Annotated in this window: 14 protein-coding genes; 7 read left to right on the forward strand and 7 right to left on the reverse strand. The window is 73.5% G+C overall.

Annotated features, from left to right (window positions below):
• Positions 1-97: 97 nt before the first annotated feature.
• The 4 genes from ACN20G_RS13515 to ACN20G_RS13530 all read left to right on the forward strand — a co-directional run bounded on the left by ACN20G_RS13515 (position 98) and on the right by ACN20G_RS13530 (position 2,648).
• Positions 98-259, forward strand: coding sequence for a hypothetical protein (locus tag ACN20G_RS13515; RefSeq protein ID WP_424213016.1), 162 nt, complete (start codon positions 98-100; stop codon positions 257-259).
• Complete coding sequence (locus ACN20G_RS13520) at positions 256-729, forward strand: RidA family protein (protein WP_424213017.1); 474 nt, start codon at positions 256-258, stop codon at positions 727-729. The genes ACN20G_RS13515 and ACN20G_RS13520 overlap by 4 nt, the downstream gene beginning before the upstream one ends.
• 138 nt (positions 730-867) lie before the next feature.
• Positions 868-1,806, forward strand: coding sequence for an NUDIX hydrolase (locus ACN20G_RS13525; protein ID WP_424213018.1), 939 nt, complete (start codon positions 868-870; stop codon positions 1,804-1,806).
• The gene (locus tag ACN20G_RS13530) at positions 1,803-2,648 is read left to right on the forward strand and encodes an MBL fold metallo-hydrolase (protein ID WP_424213019.1); all 846 of its coding nucleotides are present in this window, start codon (positions 1,803-1,805) and stop codon (positions 2,646-2,648) included. Before ACN20G_RS13525 ends, ACN20G_RS13530 begins: the two co-directional genes overlap by 4 nt.
• A gap of 70 nt (positions 2,649-2,718) precedes the next feature.
• On the opposite strand, the gene ACN20G_RS13535 is transcribed toward ACN20G_RS13530, so the two are convergent.
• Both ACN20G_RS13535 and ACN20G_RS13540 read right to left on the reverse strand, forming a co-directional pair.
• Positions 2,719-3,582 carry a nucleotidyltransferase domain-containing protein gene (locus ACN20G_RS13535; protein ID WP_424213020.1) on the reverse strand — a complete coding sequence of 288 codons (864 nt, stop codon included), beginning with the start codon at positions 3,580-3,582 and terminating at the stop codon, positions 2,719-2,721.
• Positions 3,583-3,722: 140 nt separating this feature from the next.
• Positions 3,723-4,397, reverse strand: a complete 675-nt coding sequence (locus tag ACN20G_RS13540) for a Crp/Fnr family transcriptional regulator (RefSeq protein WP_424213021.1) — start codon at positions 4,395-4,397, stop codon at positions 3,723-3,725.
• 403 nt (positions 4,398-4,800) lie between these two features.
• Between ACN20G_RS13540 and nth the strand changes: the two genes are divergently transcribed.
• From nth to ACN20G_RS13555, 3 genes are all read left to right on the forward strand, one after another.
• The gene (nth, locus tag ACN20G_RS13545; protein WP_424215497.1) at positions 4,801-5,628 is read left to right on the forward strand and encodes an endonuclease III; all 828 of its coding nucleotides are present in this window, start codon (positions 4,801-4,803) and stop codon (positions 5,626-5,628) included.
• Positions 5,629-5,745: 117 nt separating this feature from the next.
• Positions 5,746-6,492: an NUDIX hydrolase gene (locus ACN20G_RS13550; protein ID WP_424213022.1), complete on the forward strand. Its 747-nt coding sequence runs from the start codon at positions 5,746-5,748 to the stop codon at positions 6,490-6,492.
• Between the two features lie 13 nt (positions 6,493-6,505).
• Positions 6,506-7,708 (forward strand): MarP family serine protease, encoded by a 1,203-nt coding sequence (locus ACN20G_RS13555; protein WP_424213023.1) that lies wholly within the window; start codon positions 6,506-6,508, stop codon positions 7,706-7,708.
• 547 nt (positions 7,709-8,255) lie between these two features.
• Here the strand turns inward: ACN20G_RS13555 and ACN20G_RS13560 are convergent.
• From ACN20G_RS13560 to ACN20G_RS13580, 5 genes are all read right to left on the reverse strand, one after another.
• Positions 8,256-9,209: an alpha/beta fold hydrolase gene (locus ACN20G_RS13560; RefSeq protein WP_424213024.1), complete on the reverse strand. Its 954-nt coding sequence runs from the start codon at positions 9,207-9,209 to the stop codon at positions 8,256-8,258.
• Positions 9,206-9,703, reverse strand: a complete 498-nt coding sequence (locus tag ACN20G_RS13565; protein ID WP_424213025.1) for a phage holin family protein — start codon at positions 9,701-9,703, stop codon at positions 9,206-9,208. The genes ACN20G_RS13560 and ACN20G_RS13565 overlap by 4 nt, the downstream gene beginning before the upstream one ends.
• Positions 9,704-9,800: 97 nt before the next feature.
• Positions 9,801-11,225: a Na+/H+ antiporter NhaA gene (gene nhaA / locus ACN20G_RS13570; RefSeq protein ID WP_424213026.1), complete on the reverse strand. Its 1,425-nt coding sequence runs from the start codon at positions 11,223-11,225 to the stop codon at positions 9,801-9,803.
• Between the two features lie 250 nt (positions 11,226-11,475).
• Positions 11,476-13,476, reverse strand: a complete 2,001-nt coding sequence (gene acs, locus ACN20G_RS13575) for an acetate--CoA ligase (protein WP_424213027.1) — start codon at positions 13,474-13,476, stop codon at positions 11,476-11,478.
• Positions 13,477-13,784: 308 nt separating this feature from the next.
• Complete coding sequence (locus ACN20G_RS13580; protein WP_424213028.1) at positions 13,785-16,193, reverse strand: bifunctional SulP family inorganic anion transporter/carbonic anhydrase; 2,409 nt, start codon at positions 16,191-16,193, stop codon at positions 13,785-13,787.
• Between the last annotated feature and the right edge of the window lie 98 nt (positions 16,194-16,291).

Below are 16,291 nucleotides of genomic sequence, written 5' to 3' on the forward strand. Positions count from 1 at the left end.
GGGCCCGAGCCTAATTCCTTCCCGCGGTCCGCGGGGTGTCCGGGGGGCCGTGTGGGCCGCGCGTGGCCGCCCGTGACAGGCGCTACGCTCGGGCCCCATGAGCAAGAAGTTCGAATACGCGACCGTCCCGCTGCTGGTCCACGCCACCAAGCAGATCCTCGACACCTGGGGCGAGGACGGCTGGGAACTCGTCCAGGTCGTGCCCGGCCCGAACCCGGAGCAGCTCGTGGCCTACCTGAAGCGGGAGAAGTCCGCATGAGCGGTGTCGTCGAGTCCCGGATCGCGGAGCTGGGGCTGACCCTGCCCGAGGTGGTCCCGCCGCTGGCCACGTACCAGCCGGCGGTCCGCTCCGGCGCCTACGTGTACACCGCCGGGCAGCTCCCGATGGTCAAGGGCGCGCTGCCGCTGACCGGCAAGGTCGGCGCCGAGGTGTCGGCCGAGCAGGCCAAGGAGCTCGCGGCCACCTGCGCGCTGAACGCGCTGGCGGCCGTCAAGTCCGTGGTCGGCGACCTGGACCGGATCGCGCGGGTGGTCAAGGTGGTCGGCTTCGTGGCCTCCGCCCCCGACTTCACCGCGCAGCCCGGCGTGCTCAACGGCGCCAGCGAACTGCTCGGCGAGATCCTCGGCGAGAAGGGCGTGCACGCGCGCAGCGCCGTCGGCGTGACCGTGCTGCCGCTGGACGCTCCGGTCGAGGTCGAGATCCAGGTCGAGCTGACCCCCGACGCCTGACCCCTGCCTTCCGCGCACCACCCGATCCGGGCGCTGTTTCACGTGAAACGTGGGACGGCGTCCGGATCGTGCGCGTTGTGGGGGAGATCGCCCCGGGCAGGGGTCGAACATCGCGGCGGATGGTCGTAGCATCCGGCCATGCCGCATGGTCAGCACGGTCAAGACGGTTCTCCCGCCCGCCCCGCCGCCGGGCCCGCCCCCGGTGGGCAGTGGTACCCGCCGGAGTGGCCCGATCGCATCAGGGCCCTCGCGGAGGGCTCGCTGGTGCCCGTGGAGCCGCGTCGCGCGGCCACCGTGATGCTGCTGCGGGACACCCCCGCCGGTCCGGCCGTGCACATGCTGCGCCGCCGGGCCTCGATGGCCTTCGCCGGGGGCGCCTACGCCTATCCCGGCGGCGGGGTGGACCCGCGGGACGCGGACCGCAGCGTGGAGTGGGCCGGGCCGGGGGCGCCGGAGTGGGCCGCGCGCCTGGGCACGGACCCGCGCACCGCGCAGGCCGTGGTGTGCGCCGCCGTGCGCGAGACCTTCGAGGAGGCCGGGGTGCTGCTCGCCGGGCCGGGGCCGGAGAGCGTGGTCGGCGACATCACGGGCGCCGACTGGGAGGCGGACCGCAAGGCCCTGGTGGCCCGTGAGGTGTCCTTCGCCGAGTTCCTGGCGGCCCGCGGGCTGGTGTTGCGCTCGGACCTGCTGGGGGCCTGGGCGCGCTGGATCACCCCCGAGTTCGAGCCGCGCCGCTACGACACCTGGTTCTTCGCGGCCGTGCTGCCGGAGGGACAGCGGACCCGGAACGCGTCCACGGAGGCCGATCGGACGGTGTGGGTGCGGCCCGAGGAGGCCGCCGCCGGCTACGACCGGGGCGAGTTGCTGATGATGCCGCCCACGATCTCCACGCTGCGTTCGCTGGGCCCGTACCCGAGCGCGGGGGCGGCGCTGGCGGCGGCGCCCGGACAGGACCTGACGCCGGTGCTGGCGCGGGCCGAACTGGTCGACGGCGAGTTGGTGCTGAGCTGGCCGGGGCACGAGGAGTTCACCAAGCGGGTCCGGGTGGGCGTGTCCGGGGCGGAGGGCACGCCGTGACGGAGGCCGCCGCCCTGCCGGGGCAGCCGCGTGGGGTGGTCGTCTCCGGACGGGCCACGGCGCGGGCCGTGAACGTGCTCGCCCCCAACCCCTCCGCGATGACCCTGGACGGCACCAACACCTGGCTGCTGGCCGAGCCGGATTCCGAGCTCGCGGTGGTCGTGGACCCGGGACCGGCGGACGAGGGGCACCTGCGGGCGGTGATCGCGGCCGCCGAGGCGGCCGGCAAGCGGGTCGGGCTGACCCTGTTGACCCACGGGCACTGGGACCACGCCGAGGGCGCGGGCCGGTTCGCCGAGCTCACCGGCACGAAGGTGCGGGCCCTGGACCCGGCGCTGCGGCTGGGCGACGAGGGCCTGGGCGCCGGCGACGTGATCGATCTGGGCGGCCTGGAGCTGCGCGTGGTGCCGACCCCCGGGCACACCTCCGACTCGCTCTCCTTCCACCTGCCGGCCGACCGCGCCGTGCTCACCGGGGACACGGTGCTGGGGCGGGGCACGACGGTGGTGGCGCACCCGGACGGCCGGCTGGGCGACTACCTGGACTCGCTGCGACGACTGCGCTCGCTGGCCGTGGACGACGGGGTGGACGTGATCCTGCCGGGTCACGGGCCGGTGCTGGACGACGCGCGAGGGGCCGTGGAGTACTACCTGGCGCACCGGGCCGGGCGGCTGGCGCAGGTGGAGACGGCGGTGGAGAACGGGTTCACCACGCCGGAGGCGGTGGTGGCGCACGTGTACGCCGATGTGGACCGGTCCCTGTGGCCGGCGGCGGAATGGTCGGTGCGGGCCCAGTTGGAGTACCTGCGCGACCACGGGCTGATCCCGGGCCGTTCGGACTGAGCGGGCGCACCGGCCGCTGTTTCACGTGAAACGTCGAGCCGTGCTGTTTCACGTGAAACAGCGGGCCGGCTCAGGGCCGGGGGCTCTTGGTGCCGTGCCGGGCGGTGTACTCGGCGGCGAGCCAGGGGCCGAGCTCCTCCAGCCAGAACGCGAGCAGCGCGGGATCGGGGCGCGGTGCGTGGGCGACCCGGGCGGCCTCGGCCAGGGCCCGCGCGCGCTGCGGGTACCAGTGCCCGAAGACCTCGGCCGAGATGGTCAGATCGCTGGTCCAGCCGCCCCAGCGGGGCATCACGAGGGTGAACGCCGTGCGCACCAGGTGTCGGGACCAGGCGCGGCACAGCTTCCGCAGGGCCTCCTCGCGGGCGGGTTCCGGGAGGTCCGCGACCTCCGCGAGCCGGGCCCGCCAGCGCAGCAGCACCTCGGCGAGGTCGCCGTTGGTCTCGCGGGCCAGTGTGCTGTCGGGGCGGTGGCGGGGAAGGCGCGCGGCGAGGTCGGGGCCGGCGAGCGGGGTGCACAGGCAGGAGAGGAACCAGCCGAGGTCGTGGCGTTCGGCGGGGGAGAGCAGCCGCTCGCGGCCGAACAGCAGCACGCCCGCTCCGTCCACGGTGTCGAAGGCGGCGTCGAGTTCCCGTCCGAGGGCGGCGGCGGCCTCGTGGTCGGCGGGCCCGGGTTCCTCGTGCAGGGCCAGCAGCAGGTCCAGGTCGGAGCGGCCGGGGCGGGCCGTGCCGCGCGGGACGGAGCCGTACAGGTACACGCTGTGCAGGCGGGGCCCGAAGACCTCGCCGGCCCGGGTGCGGGCGGCGGCGACCACGGGGGCGAAGACGGGGGCCACGCGGGCGAGGGAGCCCTCCCGGGCGATGCGGCCGTCGGCGTCCAGTCCCCGGGGCGCGGGCGGGGGCCGCGTGGCGGGTCCGGTGGGCGTGTGCGGGCTCATGGGACCCCACTGTGCCCTCCGCGCGCCCTCGGGGCCGTCACGGGGGTCGCGGGAGCGGGGCGGGGGTCCGGGAAGGGCTCGGGGCCCCCGTCGTGACGACGGGGGCCCCGAGGGGTGTCTCGTGGGCCGGGCGGGCCGGGTCAGCGGCTGCGCTTGGCCAGTCGCTCCACGTCGAGCAGGATCACGGCCCGTGCCTCCAGGCGCAGCCAGCCGCGGCCGGCGAAGTCGGCCAGGGCCTTGTTCACGGTCTCGCGGGAGGCGCCGACCAGCTGGGCCAGCTCTTCCTGGGTGAGGTCGTGCACCACGTGGATGCCCTCCTCCGACTGCACGCCGAAGCGGCGCGACAGGTCCAGCAGGGCGCGGGCGACGCGTCCGGGGACGTCGGAGAAGACCAGGTCGGACATCTGGTCGTTGGTCTTGCGCAGGCGGCGCGCGACGGCGCGCAGCAGGGCGGTGGCGACCTCGGGGCGGGCGCTCAGCCAGGGCTGGAGGTCGCTGTGGCCCAGGCCGAGCAGCTTGACCTCGGTGAGCGCGGTCGCCGTGGCGGTGCGCGGGCCCGGGTCGAACAGGGACAGTTCGCCGATCAGCTCGCCGGGGCCGAGGACGGCCAGCATGTTCTCGCGGCCGTCGGGGGAGGTGCGGTGGAGCTTCACCTTGCCCTCGGTGACCACGTACAGCCGGTCGCCGGGGTCGCCCTCGTGGAACAGGGCGTCGCCGCGGGCGAGGGTGACCTCTCCCATCGAGGCGCGGAGCTCCGCGGCCTGCTCGTCATCGAGCGCCGCGAAGAGCGGCGCGCGCCGCAGAACGTCGTCCACGTCTCTCTCTCCTATGTCGCCGGTTCAGGGGACCGTGCTCCCCATCTTGCCGGACGCCTCAAACAGTGCGATCGATCACAAGGATGCCGGACGTACGCCCGTGCTGTGCTGTCGAAGCCCATTCGGAGTGGTGTTACCGGAGGTCCGGGCGGGTGTGTCCGAGCGGCCTTAGGGTGGCCCGGTGTCCAACAAGCCGGTCAGAGCACAGGCCAAGGGGTCCCAGGGGGTAACCGAGGCGGCTGATTCTGCTGTGAGCGAACAGGAGGCGACGGTGTCGTCCGAGCGGACCCCCGCGAAGGCCCAGGGCAAAGGTTCTGCCAAGAAAACGGTGGACAGGGCCGTGCCGAAGAAGACCACGACCAAGACCGCGAGCAGGTCCGCGACCAAGACCACGACCAAGACCGTGAGCGACGCCGCGAGCGCGCCCGCCGCCGCGTCCCGGCCCGCCAAGGCGGAGTCCCACCTCGCGATGGTCCGTCGGGCCCGGCGGATCAACCGGGAGCTGGCCGAGGTCTACTCCTACGCCCACCCCGAGCTGGACTTCCGCAACCCCTTCGAGCTGCTCGTGGCCACCGTGCTCTCCGCGCAGACCACCGACCTGCGGGTGAACCAGACCACCCCGGCCCTGTTCGCGGCCTACCCCACCCCCGAGGACATGGCCGCCGCCGTCCCCGAGGAGTTGGAGGAGCTGATCCGGCCCACCGGCTTCTTCCGGGCCAAGGCCCGTTCCCTCCTCGGCCTCTCGGCGGCCCTGCGGGACCGGTACGACGGCGAGGTCCCGGGCCGGCTGGAGGACCTGGTGACCCTGCCCGGGGTGGGCCGCAAGACCGCCAACGTGGTCCTCGGCAACGTCTTCGGCGTCCCCGGGATCACCGTGGACACCCACTTCGGCCGGCTCGCCCGCCGCTTCAAGTGGACCGAGCAGGAGGACCCGGAGAAGGTCGAGGCGGAGATCTGCGCGATCTTCCCCAAGACCGAGTGGACGATGCTCTCGCACCGCGTGGTCTTCCACGGCCGCCGCATCTGTCACTCCCGCAAGCCGGCCTGCGGGGCCTGCCCGATCGCCCACCTCTGCCCCGCCTACGGCGAGGGCGAGACCGATCCGGAGAAGGCCCGCAAGCTGCTGAAGTACGAGAAGGGCGGCTTCCCCGGCCAGCGGCTGAACCCGCCGCCGGACTATCCGGGCCTGCCCGCCGCCCCGGCCGCGCCGGCGGCCGGATCCGCCGACTGACGGCCCGGCGCGCGCCCGGACCGCTGTTCGAGGGTCCGGGCCCGGCGGGTTCGAGCGGAACGATTCCGCCCCCGCGCCGCGTTGCCGCTCACAGGGACGATGACGAACGGGGAGCACATGACACGCGCGGCGCGCGACGAGACGACCACCACGGACACCACCCTCGGCACGCCCCCGGGCACGCCCGCGGCCCCGGACGGTGTCGAGCTGCCCGACTGGCTGCGCCCGGTCGCCCACGCCGCGGCCTCGCTGCGCCCCGGGCAGCTCAGCCGCTTCCTGCCGCCCGCCGACGGGGCGGGCCGCGAGTCGGCGGTGCTGATCCTGTTCGGTGACGGCGCCGCCCCCGGCGAGCCGCCCCGCCCCGAGCTGCTGCTGATGGAACGCGCCGGCACCCTGCGCTCGCACGCGGGCCAGCCCTCCTTCCCGGGCGGCTCCCTGGACCCGGAGGACGGCGACCCGGCCGGTCCCGGCCCGGTGCGTGCTGCGCTGCGGGAGGCGGAGGAGGAGACCGGGCTGGACCCGGCCGGGGTCGCCGTGTTCGGCGTGCTGCCCCGCCTGTACATCCCGCACAGCGGGTTCGTGGTCTCCCCGGTGCTCGGCTGGTGGCACACCCGCAGCCCGATCACGGCCGTGGACCCCGGGGAGACGGCGCGGGTGTTCACCGTGCCCGTCGCCGATCTCGCCGACCCCGCCAACCGGGTCACCGCGATCCACCCCAACGGCCACACCGGCCCCGCCTTCGAGGTGGCCTCGGCCCTGGTCTGGGGGTTCACGGCGGGGCTGATCGACCGGATCCTGCACCACGCGCACTGGGAACGCCCGTGGGACACCTCACGCCGGGTCCCGCTCGATTCCCGCGCGTGAGACGGTGACCCACGTGAACGTGCTGGACATCCTGCTCCTCCTGGCCGCCGTGTGGTTCGCCGTGATCGGCTACCGCCAGGGCTTCGTCGTCGGCGTGCTGTCGGTGATCGGCTTCCTCGGCGGCGGCCTGATCGCCATCTCCCTGCTGCCCCTGGTCTGGGACGAGGTCACCGACAACGGCACCCGGGTGTCCACCCCGATCGTGATCGCCGCCGTGGTCGTGGTCATCGTGTGCGCCTCCATCGGGCAGGCGTTCACCACCCACCTCGGCAACCGGCTGCGCCGGCACATCACCTGGTCGCCGGCGCGCGCCCTCGACGCCACCGGCGGCGCCCTGGTCAACGTGGTGGCGATGCTGCTGGTGGCCTGGCTGATCGGCTCGGCCCTCGCGGGCACCTCGCTGCCCACGGTGGGCAAGGAGGTCCGCAACTCCAAGGTGCTGCTGGGGGTCTCCCGGGTACTGCCCGCGCAGGCGAACACCTGGTTCTCCAACTGGAGTTCCGTCCTGGCCCGCAACGGCTTCCCGCAGGTGTTCAGCCCCTTCTCCAACGAGCCGATCACCGAGGTCCGCCCGCCCGACCCGGCCCTGGCCGGCGGGCCCGTCGCGGAGGAGGCGAAGCGTTCCATCGTCAAGGTGGTGGGCACGGCGCCGAGCTGCGGCAAGGTCCTGGAGGGCACCGGCTTCGTGTTCGCCCCCGGCAAGGTCATGACCAACGCCCACGTGGTCGGCGGGGTCGACGAACCCACCGTGCAGATCGGCGGCGAGGGCCGGCTCTACGACGGCACCGTCGTGCTCTACGACTGGGAGCGCGACATCGCCGTCATCGACGTGCCGAAGCTGAAGGCCCCGGCGCTGGAGTTCACCGAGAAGGACGCGAACGGCGGCAGCGACGCCATCGTGGCCGGGTTCCCCGAGAACGGCTCCTACGACGTGCGCCCGGCCCGGGTGCGCGGCCGGATCAACGCCAACGGCCCCGACATCTACCACCGGGGCACGGTCCGCCGTGACGTGTACTCGCTGTACGCCACGGTCCGGCAGGGCAACTCCGGCGGGCCGCTGCTGACCCCGGACGGCAAGGTGTACGGCGTGGTCTTCGCCAAGTCCCTGGACGACCCGAACACCGGGTACGCCCTCACCGCCGACGAGGTCCGCGACGACGTGCGCGCGGGCCTGACCGCGCGCGGGCGCGCCGACAGTCAGGGCTGCGCCCTCTGACGGGGCCGGCGCGGGCCGACTTCAGGGGAGTGTGAGGGGTCGCCGCCGGAGCGCGGCGGCGACCGGAGGGGGCGCGCGCCCCGCGCGTCCTACGTCCGCTGGTGCCGGAGCCGGGCGGAGACCCAGCGGGCGCGGCGGCGGAGGATGCGCGAGATGCCCAGACGGGGATCGGTCGGGCCGTGGCGGCCGGAGCGATCCCGGGGTTCCGGCGGCGTCGCCGGGTGATGTGCTCGTGTGGAGTCACCGTAGTCGTGCGTCCAACCCATACCCGACGGATGCCCCCGGCCCATGGTCGGTAACCGCCGCCGGCGTCCTCGATTGGCCTATGCGTCGGGCATGTGTACGAAGCGGAGGGGGCATTCCGGACGAACCGTCACCAACCACCCCGGTTTTCGGGGTGGGGTCCGAGGAATCGGACGGTGCGTTGGATCGGGGCCCGGCCGACCGGACGCGGAACCGCCGGCTCCGCGAGCGATCCTCGTCCCCGACACGACGCGTCTGCCCGGATCGGCCGCCCTCACACGGCCGCACCCGGACCCGCGCGGGCTCAGCGGTCCGGTTCGGGATCCCGCAGCCACTCGACGAGTTCGGTGGAGAACGCCACCGGGTCCTCCTCGTGCGGGAAGTGCCCCAGCCCCTCGAACAGCCGCCAACGGTAGGGCGCCTCCACGTACTCCACCGACCCGGCCGCCGTTCGCGTGCGCATCACCGGGTCCAGCGCGCCGTGCATCTGGAGGGTGGGCACCCGCACCGGCCGCTTCATCCGGCGGTTGAACTGGAAACCGTCGGGGCGTCCCAGGGACCGCACCATCCAGCGGTAGGGCTCGATCGAGCAGTGCGCGGTGGACGGCACGCACATGGCGCGCCGGTAGACCTCCAGGGTCTCCTCGTCCGGTTCGCGCGGGCCCGACCACTCGCGGATCAGCTCGCCCACCAGCGCCCCCTCGTGGGCCTGGAGCCGGCGTTCGGGGATCCACGGCCGCTGGAAGCCCCAGATGTGGGAGCCGGCGCGGTTCTGCGCGAAGTCGGAGAGCATGGCCGAACGCCAGCGGCGCGGGTGCGGCATCGAGGAGACGACCAGGCGCCGGACGAGCTTGGGGCGCATCACGGCGGCCGTCCACGCGAGGTAGCCGCCGAGGTCGTGCCCGACCAGGGCGGCGTCGGCCTCCCCGAGGGAGCGGATCACGCCGGTGATGTCCAGGGCCAGGTTGGCCGGGTCGTAGCCGCGCGGGGTGCGGTCGCTGCCGCCGACCCCGCGCAGGTCGAGCGCGACGGCCCGGAAGCCGGCCTCGGCCAGCGCGACGAGCTGCTCCCGCCAGGTCCACCAGAACTGCGGGAACCCGTGCACGAGGAGGACGAGGGGTCCCTCGCCCAACTCCGCCACGTGGAACCGGGCCCCGTTCGCGGCCACGTCCCGGTGGGTCCAGGGGCCGTCGAGGAGGACCGCCGTGGCGGCCGTGGGCGGGGTCGCGTGGCCGGGGTCGGACGGGGTGGCAGTCATGAGGACGAGCGTGCCACACCCACGGCCTGGTCACTGACGGGGCGCGGGTGCGGCTTGACCGTGCCGACGAGGGCGGCGGTCTCCTTCACCGAGGCGATGGACTTCTGCGGCGGCTTGACCTTCTTGAGCTTGGACACGGCGAACAGCGCGACCAGCAGGCCGAGCAGCACCATGGCGCCGCCGACGATCAGGAAGGACCAGGCCAGGCCCAGGCCGAGGTTGTGGATGCCGTAGGCGGCGGCGAAGGTGAACACCGGCAGGGAGAACAGCGCGAGCACGCCCGCGATGATCAGGCCGACGCTGCCGATGCCGGCGCGCTTGACGTCCTGGCGGATCTCGACCTTGGCGAGCGCGATCTCGTCGTGCACCAGGGCGGACATCTCGGCGGTGGCGGACGCGACGAGCTGACCGAGGGTCCGTTCGACCCCCGCGCCGGCCGCCGTGCCCGTGCCCGCCTTCGTCGTCGTGCCGGTACCCGGGTCCGCTGCGCTCATCGCTGACTCCCTCACACTCGTGGTCCTCGTCCCTCGCGGTCCGCGCGATCGCCGTCCTCGCGCGACCGATCCGGATCGGTCCGGATCTGTTGTCAGATCATGCCGGACCGTCGGCGCCGGCGGAGGACCCGGGCGTGTGCGCGCCGTCGGCCGTTCGGGCGGCGAGTTCGGCGCGGCGGCGGTGTTCGGCGGCCTTGGTCTCGTGGATCGCGGCCATGCGGAGGTGGTATTCGGGCTTGTCCTGCTCGTAGACGTCGGGGATGCCGTCCTGGTCCTCGTCGAGTTCCTCGGCCTCGGTCAGGGCGCGGTAGCGGCGGTCGCGGAGCTTGAGGAGCACGCAGGCGAGGACGGCGGCGATGAGGGAGCCGAGGAGGACGGCGGCCTTGACCTCGTCGGTGAGCAGGGGGTCGTCGGCGAAGGCGAGTTCGCCGATGAGGAGGGAGACGGTGAAGCCGATGCCGGCGAGGGAGGCTACGGCGAACACGTCGGGCCAGGCCAGTTCCTCGTTGAGCTCGGCCTTGGTGAAGCGGGCGGCGAGCCAGGTGCCGCCGAAGATGCCGACGGTCTTGCCGAGCACGAGGCCGAGCACGACGCCGAGGGTCTCGGGGCGGGTGAAGACGGCGGTGAGGGAGTCGTCGGAGAGGGAGACGCCGGCGGAGAAGAGGGCGAACAGGGGGACGGCGAGGCCGGCGGAGATCGGGCGCACGAGGTGCTCGATGTGCTCGCCGGGGGAGTGCTCGTCCTCCTTGTCGCGGGTGCAGCGCAGCATCAGGCCCATGGCGACGCCGGCGATGGTGGCGTGCACGCCGCTGTTGTACATCAGCCCCCAGATGGCCAGGGCGAGGGGCACGTAGATCCACCAGCCCCGGACGCCGGAGCGCAGCAGGAACCAGAACAGGGCCAGGCCGACGACGGCTCCGCCGAGGGCCGGGAAGTTGATCTCGCTGGTGAAGAACACGGCGATGATCAGGATGGCGAAGAGGTCGTCGACGACGGCGAGGGTGAGGAGGAAGGCGCGCAGGGCCGAGGGCAGGGAGGTGCCGATGACGGCCAGCACGGCGAGGGCGAAGGCGATGTCGGTGGCGGTGGGGACGGCCCAACCGCCGAGTGAGCCGTCGCCGGTGACGTTGACGAGGACGTAGACCAGGGCCGGCACGGCCATGCCGCACAGGGCGGCGATGACGGGGAGGGCGGCGGCCTTGGGTTCGCGCAGGTCGCCGGCGACGAGTTCGCGTTTGAGCTCGATGCCGGCCACGAAGAAGAAGATCGCGAGGAGGCCGTCGGCGGCCCAGTGCTGGATGGAGAGGTCCAGGCCGAGGGCGGAGGGTCCGATGTGGAAGGTGCGGACCGTCTCGTAGCTGTCGGCGAGGGCCGGGATGTTGGCCCACAGGAGCGCGGCGATCGCCGCCACCAGCAGCAGGACTCCGCCGACCGTCTCGGTTCGCAGGGCGTCGGCGACGAAGCGGCGCTCGGGAAGGGAGAGACGGCCGAGCAGCTTGCGGCCGGGGGTGGGCGTGGCCACGAGGGGCACCTCCGAGGGTGGTCGACGGCATGGCGAAACGACTTGCCGACCAGACTTCCCGGCGCACCCTGTGGACTGCGGTACGGCGGTGGACCGGGGTCCGCCGCCGTCGAGTTCGAACGTCAATTGTTGACGCTTCTTTAATTTTATCAGGGTGCGTGCGGTCGTATCAGGTGATCCTCACCCTAAACGCCCTCAGGGCATCCGGCGCGCGCTCGCGCTCCGGATGCCCTGAGGGGGTGAACGGGGGTCAGTCCTCGGAGGACTGGGCGGGCAGCTTGGCCTGGATCAGGTCCATCACCGAGGAGTCGGTGAGGGTGGTCACGTCGCCCAGCTCGCGGTTCTCGGCCACGTCGCGCAGCAGGCGGCGCATGATCTTGCCGGAGCGGGTCTTGGGCAGCTCGGCCACCGGCAGCACCCGCTTGGGCTTGGCGATCGGGCCGAGGGTGGCGCCCACGTGGTTGCGGAGGTCGGCCACGAGGGCCGGGTCCTCGGCGTCCGCGGTGCCGCGCAGGATGACGAAGGCCACGATGGACTGCCCGGTGGTCTCGTCGGCGGCGCCGACCACGGCGGCCTCGGCGACCGAGGGGTGCGAGACCAGGGCCGACTCGACCTCGGTGGTCGAGATGTTGTGGCCGGAGACCAGCATCACGTCGTCCACCCGGCCCAGCAGCCAGATGTCCCCGTCCTCGTCCTTCTTCGCGCCGTCGCCGGCGAAGTAGGTGCCCGGGAAGCGGGACCAGTAGGTGTCCACGAACCGCTGGTCGTCGCCCCAGACGGTGCGCAGCATCGAGGGCCAGGGCTCGGTGATGACGAGGTAGCCGCCGCCCCCGTTCGGGACCTCGTGGCCCTCGTCGTCCACGACGGTGGCCGCGATGCCGGGCAGGGCGCGCTGGGCGGAGCCGGGCTTGGTCTCGGTCACGCCGGGCAGCGGGGAGATCATCATGGCGCCGGTCTCGGTCTGCCACCAGGTGTCCACGATGGGGGTGAGGTCCGCGCCGATGTGCTTGCGGTACCAGATCCACGCCTCGGGGTTGATCGGCTCGCCGACCGAGCCGAGCAGGCGCAGCGAGGACAGGTCGAACTTGGCGGGGATCTCGTCGCCCCACTTCATGAACGTCCGGATCGCGGTGGGCGCCGTGTAGAGGATCGTCACGCCGTACTTCTGCACGATCTCCCAGAAGCGGCCCTGGTGCGGGGTGTCCGGGGTGCCCTCGTACATGACCTGGGTGGCGCCGTTGGCGAGCGGCCCGTAGACGATGTAGGAGTGGCCGGTGACCCAGCCGATGTCGGCGGTGCACCAGTACACGTCGGACTCGGGCTTGAGGTCGAAGACCGCGTTGTGGGTGTAGGCCGCCTGGGTGAGGTAGCCGCCCGAGGTGTGCAGGATGCCCTTGGGCTTCCCGGTGGTGCCCGAGGTGTACAGGATGAACAGCGGGTGCTCGGCGTCGAAGGCGACCGGGGTGTGCTCGGCGGACTGCCGGCCCACGACCTCGTGCCACCACAGGTCGCGGCCCTCGGTGAAGGCGGTGTCCTGGCCGGTGCGGCGCACCACGAGCACGTGGTCGACCTGCGGGCACTTGGCCACGGCCTCGTCGATGGCGGGCTTGAGCGCGGAGGGCTTGCCCCGGCGGTAGCCGCCGTCGGCGGTGATGACGATCTTGGCGTCGGCGTCCTGGATGCGGGAGGCGACGGCGTCGGCGGAGAAGCCGCCGAAGACCACGGAGTGCGCGGCGCCGACGCGCGCGCAGGCGAGCATCGAGACGACCGCCTCGGGGATCATCGGCAGGTAGATCGCGACCCGGTCGCCGGCCTCGACACCGAGTTCGGTGAGGGCGTTGGCGGCGCGGGAGACCTCGTCCTTCAGCTCCGCGTAGGTCAGGGAGCGGCTGTCGCCGGGCTCTCCCTCGAAGTGGATGGCGACCCGGTCGCCGAGGCCGTTCTCCACGTGGCGGTCCACGCAGTTGTAGGCCACGTTGAGTTTCCCGTCCGCGAACCACTTCGCGAACGGCGGATTGCTCCAGTCGAGGGTCTCGGTGGGCTCGACGGCCCAGTTCAGCCGCCGGGCCTGCGTGGCCCAGAATTCCAGTCGATCGGCCTCGGCCTCCTCGTACGCCGCGGCGGTGACGTTCGCGGCGGCCGCCAGATCGGCGGGCGGTGCGAACCGTCGCTCCTCCTTGAGCAGGTTGGCCAGGCTTTCGTTGCTCACGACTTCTCCCTTTCCCAGGGTGTCCGTTGCGTCCCCGGGCATAGCTCACCAGTCGGAAGGCCAGGTGACAAGGGCTTGCCCGAATATTGGTTTAGACCTATAGGGGGTCAGAGGGCACGTCCCGGGGGGCGACGCACCGCGACCCCTTCCCGCGCCGGGGCGCGGGAAGGGGTCATACGGTGGCACGGATCGCGGTCACGCGCGGTTCGGCCGTGGCCGGGGATCCGCGGTCACGGGGCTCCGCCGGAGCCGGCGCGGGGCTCCGACCGGGCCGCGCCGGGCGCGGCCCGTCCCGCCCCGGACCGGGGAGTTCGTCACCTTCGCGGCCCCCGGGGCGGGGGCCGGCGGGCTCAGCCGCGGCCCACCGGCACGTCGGTGCGGCGCGGTCGCGGATTCACACTGTCGAAGACGCGGCAGTCGAGCGGATCGGGTCCCTCCGTGAGCAGGTATGCCTGGGCCTCGCCCACGTGGAAGTACATCCCGTGCAGCTCCAGGGTGCCCTCGGCGAGCCGGCGGGCCACCGACGGGTGCGCCCGGAGGTGCTCCAACTGCTGCACCACGTTGGTCAGGCACAGTTGCTCGACGGCGTCGGCGGGCAGCCGCCCCGAGATCCGGGCCCATGCCTGGTGCCGACTGGCCATCCGGCGCAGGCTGGGCCGGCCGTGCCGCAACCAGCGCCGCAGCGGGGTGGACGGGGCGTCGTCGGGGGTGGACAGCAGGGCCTGCATGGCCCCGCAGCCGGAGTGCCCGCAGACGGTGATGTCGTCCACCCCGAGCACGTCCACGGCGTACTCGACGGCGGCGGCCACCGAATCGTCCCCGGACTCCTCCCCGGGCATCGGCACCAGATTGCCCACGTTGCGCACCGTGAACAGGTCCCCGGGGCCGCTCGCCGTGATCATGCTGGTGACCACGCGGGAGTCGGCGCAGGTGATGAACAGCTGGGTGGGCCGCTGTCCTTCGCGGGCCAGTCGCTCCAACTCGCCGCGCACGTGCGGTGCGGTGTCGCGCTGGAAGGCGCCGATCCCGCTGGCCAGCCGGTGCGCCCCCGGCCGGGAGTGCGGGGTCCGGGGCGCCGGACCCGCGCCGGCCGGGCTGGGGGCGGCGGGGGCCGGGGAGCTCGCGGGGGCCTCGGCGGGGGCTTTGACGGCGGGCGACTGCGCCCGGTGGTCGCAGTGGTTCTGCCACGGCGTCCAGGGCCGGCAGCACTGGTGCGAACCCTTGGGCCCGGATTCGCCGGCCTTGCCGGGTGGGGGCAGGGCGCGGCCGGTGACCTCCAGGGTGCCGCCGTGCGCGAGGTGGGCCTCCTGCCAGTCCTTGAGGGTCTCGAAGGCGGCGTGGTCCATGAAGGAGCCGTCGAGTTCGAGCACGGCGTGACCCTCGTGCGGGATCTGGGCCAGCGCGCGGCTCAGCCGGGGCACCGCGAGGAAGGTCAACTGGCCCCGGGCGCGCAGCCGGTGGGTGCCCTCCTCGGGCCGGTCCACGGTGATCCGGGTGCGGGCGAGCCGGTGCAGGGCCACCGCGACGGCGACCGCTACGCCGATGGCGACGCCCTCCAACACCCCGCCGAGGACCACGGCCACGATGGTGGTGAGGTACACGGGGAACTCGCGGTGCCGGGTGACGGTCCGCAGGTGCGTGATGCTGACCATCTGCACGCCGACCGCCATCACGAGCGCGGCGAGGGCCGCGAGCGGGATCAGGTCGAGCACGGGCACGAGGAGGGCGGCGGCCAGCGCGATCCACAGGCCGTGCAGCATCGAGGAGCGCCGACTGGTCGCCCCCGCCTTCACGTTGGCCACGCTGCGCACGGCCACCCCGGTGATGGGCAGGCCGCCGAGCGCCCCGGAGACGATGTTCGCGGCGCCCTGGCCGCGCAGTTCGCGGTCGAGGTCGGCGCGCGGGGGCCGGTCCTCGGTGCGGCGTTCGGCGGCGATGAGCTTGTCGGTGGCCACGGCGGACAGCAGGGATTCCACGCTGCCGACGAGGGTGATGGTCAGGACGGCCGCGATCAGCCCGAGCACGGGCCCCTCGGGCAGTTCCGGCAGGGCGTGCCCGCTCCAGGAGGGCAGGTCCACCCGGGGCAGTCGCAGCCCGGCGAGCGCGGCGAAGGCGGTGGCCCCGGCCACGGCGGCGAGGGCCGCCGGCGCGGTGCGCAGCGCCCGTCCCACCCGCCCGGGCAGTCGGGGCCAGGCCAGCAGCAGCGCCAGGGTGAGGGCGCTGACCAGGAGGGCGGCCGGGTGCGGGTCGGCCAACTGGTCCGGCAGGCCGATCACGTTGGCCACGGCGGATGCCTGGGGGGTGCCGCCGAGGACGATGTGCAGCTGCGCGAGGGCGATGGTCACGCCGATGCCGGCGAGCATGCCGTGCACGATCGCGGGGCTGACCATCAGCGCGTTGCGCGCGGTCTTCAGGAAGGCCAGGCCGAGTTGGCACAGGCCGGCCAGGACGGTGATGGCGCAGGTGGTGCGCCAGCCGTAGCGCTGGATGAGTTCGGCGGTGACCACGGTCAGACCGGCGGCGGGCCCGCTGACCTGCAAGGGGGCGCCCCCGAGGCGGGCGGCGACGATACCGCCGGCGGCGGCCGCGACCAGACCGCCCTGGAGGGGCGCGCCGGTGGCCAGCGCGATGCCCAGGGAGAGCGGCAGGGCGATCAGGAAGACCGCCACGGAGGCCGAGAGGTCGGCGCCGAACGGGCCGCGACGGGGCGTGGCCTTCGGCGGGGTGGACGAGGTGGTGTGGGGGGTGGTGGCTGGCATGGGTCCCGTCTCCTCTGTGGCAGGGACGAAGCGGCGGGAGGTCAACAATCGGTAAACGAACCGTAATCGAGAGTAAAGATGAATGATGGGCAAAGCAG

This window comes from Streptomyces dryopteridis (genome assembly GCF_049606955.1).
Lineage (GTDB): Bacteria > Actinomycetota > Actinomycetes > Streptomycetales > Streptomycetaceae > Streptomyces.